Annotated in this window: 3 protein-coding genes; 1 reads left to right on the top strand and 2 read right to left on the bottom strand. The window is 69.9% G+C overall.

Annotated features, from left to right (window positions below; translation table 11 throughout):
• A partial coding sequence (locus VFL64_RS12280; RefSeq protein ID WP_489540664.1) for a Tim44 domain-containing protein occupies positions 1 to 570 on the top strand: 570 nt, incomplete at its 5' end.
• 4 nt (positions 571 to 574) lie between these two features.
• Here the strand turns inward: VFL64_RS12280 and VFL64_RS12275 are convergent.
• Positions 575 to 898 carry an ATPase with chaperone activity gene (locus VFL64_RS12275; protein WP_489540663.1) on the bottom strand — a complete coding sequence of 108 codons (324 nt, stop codon included), beginning with the start codon at positions 896 to 898 and terminating at the stop codon, positions 575 to 577.
• A gap of 20 nt (positions 899 to 918) precedes the next feature.
• Positions 919 to 3,606: PAS domain-containing hybrid sensor histidine kinase/response regulator (locus tag VFL64_RS12270; protein ID WP_489540662.1), on the bottom strand; the 2,688-nt coding region annotated here is incomplete at its 5' end.

Below are 3,606 nucleotides of genomic sequence, written 5' to 3'. Positions count from 1 at the left end.
CTGGCCGCCGCTGCCTTCTTCCTGATCCGCTTCCTGCTGCACCGCTTCGGCCCGCAAGCCGCCACCCAGCAGCGCATGCACCTGTCGCCGGCGGGCGGTGCACCGTCGTTCGACAACGCACCCGCCTTCGGTTCGGGCGGTGCTGCCGCTCCAGTCGCGCGCGAGCCGAGCTTCGCCACGGCGCACAGCCTGCCGGCCGGCTTTGACGCGCCCGCCTTCGAGCGCGTCGCCAAGCTGATCTTCATCCGCATGCAGGCGGCCAACGACGCCGGCAACCTGGACGACCTGCGCCAGTTCGCCACGCCGGAGATGTTCGCCACCTTCCGGCTCGACCTGCAGGACCGCCAGGGCGCTGGCCAGCAGACCGACGTGGTGCAGCTCAACGCCCAGGTGCTCGACTTCGCGCAAGAGGCGGAGCGCCAGGTCGTCAGCGTGCGCTTCCACGGGCTGATTCGTGAGGAGAAGGACGGCGCCACCACGCCGTTCGACGAGATCTGGCACCTCGTCAAGCCGAACGACGGCAGCAGCGAGTGGGCCATCGCCGGCATCGCGCAGAGCGACGCCGCGTAAGCCTTCAGGCGCCCGCTGCCAGTGGCAGCGGGTCGTCCCACCCCAGCAGTTCGGCCAGGCGGCGGGTGACCCACACCGCCTCGGCCTCACTCACGCCCGCCTCGCCAGAGAGCATCCCGGCGTGGATGCGTTCCAGCACATCGCCCTCGGTGATGCCCAGCTGCCACAGCTGGGTCTGCGCCGTCTCGGTCAACAGGCCGGCCAGGTCTTCGCAGTACTCGTAGCGTTGCTGGATCTCCGCCCGCGGCGCAGTGGGCTTGATGCGCCCCGGTGGCACGAAGAGCGCGATGAACGAAGGCGGGATCTCGATCTGGTTGTCGTCGGACATGGCGCCGATTGTCGGCGGACTCAGCGCGGCCAGCCGCCGACCCAGCGGTCCAGCAAGGCCAGCGCTTCGTCAAACTCGAAGTCGTTGACCTTGCCGGAGATTCCTTGCACGGCGTCCCGGTGCTCGGCGCTGCCGGCGACCAGGTTCTCCAGTTCACCGACGAGACCGAGCGCCGCCGGATCGTTCTCGGCAAGCCGTTGGCGCAGACGCTCGACACAGTCCCGCAGGCGTTCGGGCGACAGCGCGGCCGGCGTCGTGTCCGCCGAGGACGGTGGCGGTGCGGCATCGATCCCCTGCAGCCCGCTCACCACGACCTGCAGTTCGTCGCGCACCCGGGCGAGCATGTCGCTCAACGCGTCGCGACCCAGCCCGCGCCGGCAGGCCTCTTCGACGGCGGCCGCCGCGCTCGCCAGGCGGGTCGCGCCGATGTTGGCGGCCGTGCCCTTCAAGGTGTGTGCCACGCGCTCGGGCGCCGAACGGTCGGTGCCCTCCAGCGCGGCCGCAAAAGCCGTGTCGAACGAGGCCTGCGAGTCGCGGAACTTGAGCAGCATGCGCCGGTACAGCCCGAGGCGGCCCTGGCAGGTGGCCAGGCCGGCCGCGCGGTCGATGCCCGGCAGGACGGGGATGTCCGGGCCATCGTCGGCCGGTGAATGCCGGGCGGGGGCCGGCGTCGCGGCGCGACGAGGCTGTATCCACCGGGCCATCGTCGCGAACATCGCCGCTTCGTCGAGCGGCTTCGCAATGTGGTCGTTCATGCCGCTGTCGAGTGCCTTCTCCCGGTCGCCCGCCATCGCGTTGGCGGTGAGCGCAATGATGGGCAGCTCACGGAACACCGCCTGCTCGCGCAACCGCCGCGTGGCCGTGTAGCCGTCGAGCACGGGCATCTGGCAGTCCATCAGCACGCCGTCGAACGCGGCGTCCCGCGCCAGCAGGTCAAGTGCCTCCTCGCCGTTCGAAGCGATGACCACCTGGATGCCCGCCGCTTCCAGCAGGTCGCGCGCGAGTTCCTGGTTCATGTCGTTGTCCTCGACGACCAGCACCCGCGCCCCCGCCAGCCGGGCGATGTCGGCGGCAGATCGGCTGGAGCGCTCTCGCGATCGCGTGTCGGCGAGCAACTCCTTGCCGAGCACCTGGCCGACCGCCTCGAGCAGCGTCGAGGCCGTGACCGGCTTCGTCAGGACGACGGGGAGGCTCACGTGGTGCTGATGAGCGGCCTCCAGGGCCTCGTCGCGCCCGAACGCCGTGACCATGATGACGGGCGGTGACCGCCCGGGGGACTGCGCTTCGATGAGTCGCGCCGCTTCCACGCCGTCCATGCCGGGCATCTTCCAGTCGAGCAGCACGAGCTGGTACGGCAGGCCCTTCCGTTCGCACGCAGACACCTGCGCAAGGGCCTCGCCCCCACTGCGCGCCAGATCGACCTCCAGCCCGAAGCCCTGCGCCATCGACGACAGGATCTCGCGGGCGCTTGCGTTGTCGTCCACGACCAGGGCGCGCAGGCCGACCAGCTCGTCGGCCTTGAACATGCGGCGCGGCTGCGGCTGTGCCTGCAGCCCGAAGCTCGCCGTGAAGTGGAAGACCGAGCCCTTGCCCGCCTCGCTGTCGACCCAGATCCGCCCGCCCATCAACTCGACCAGGTTCTTCGAGATGGTGAGGCCCAGCCCGGTGCCACCGTAGCGGCGCGTGATCGAGCTGTCGGCCTGGCTGAAGGCCTGGAACATCCGCCCGACCTGCTCGGGCGTCATGCCGATGCCGGTGTCGCGCACGCGGAAGTGCAGCATCACGTTGTCGTCATGCTGCTCCTGCACCGCCACATCGACGACGACCTCGCCCGTGTCGGTGAACTTGACGGCGTTGTTGCCGAGGTTGACCAGCACCTGCCCCAGCCGCAACGGGTCGCCGATCAGCGCAGTCGGCAGGTCCGTCGGTGCGCTGAACAGCAGCTCGAGCCCCTTGGCCTCGGCCTTCAGGCCCACCATGTTGGCAAACTCGTCGAGCACGTCCTCGAGGCGAAACGGCACCCGCTCCAGGCTCAGCTTGCCGGCCTCGATCTTCGAGAAGTCGAGGATGTCGTTGATGATCCCCAGCAGGTTCTCGGCCGCGCGGTGCACCTTCTCGATGTAGTTGCGCTGCCGCTTGTCGAGCTGCGTCTTCAGCGCCAGGTGGCTCATGCCGATGATGGCGTTCATCGGCGTGCGGATCTCGTGGCTCATGTTGGCGAGGAAATCGCTCTTCGCGCGCGTGGCCTCCTCGGCGATCTCACGCGCCCGCTGGACGATGGCCTCGGCCGCCTTGCGCTCGGTGATGTCGCGCACCGAGGCACACACGCACACGCCGCGGCCCTCGATCGCCGGGAGCTGCGACAAGCCGATCTCGACCGCAAAGCGGCTGCCGTCCTTGCGCTGCCCTTCCAGCACCGACTGCGCGCGCCCCATCTGGCGCGACCGACCCTGCGCCATGAAGCCGGCGCGCAGCTGCGGATGTTGCGCGCGGCTGGCAGGTGGCACCAGCACCTCCATCGGCTGGCCGATGAGCTCGCCGTGCGCGTAGCCGAACAGCTCATCGAGCTGCGGGTTGGTGAGCAGCACGCGCCCGCCGGCATCGATGACGAGCATGCCATCAGGCGCCGCTTCGACGATGCCCTGGTACCAGGCCCGTGTGAGCTCCAGTTCGGCCTGCTGCGCCTTCAGCTCGGCGCCCTGGCGGCT

The sequence above is a fragment of the Rhizobacter sp. genome, from assembly GCF_035702065.1.
In the GTDB taxonomy this organism is placed as follows: Bacteria; Pseudomonadota; Gammaproteobacteria; order Burkholderiales; family Burkholderiaceae_C; genus Rhizobacter.
Note: the sequence above shows the minus strand (reverse complement) of the source record. Positions and strands in the feature narration are given on the sequence as shown.

Coding starts and splice junctions, on each gene's coding strand:
- VFL64_RS12275 (WP_489540663.1), bottom strand. CDS start 898: ATGTCCGACGACAACCAGATCGAGATCCCGCCTTCGTTCATCGCGCTC.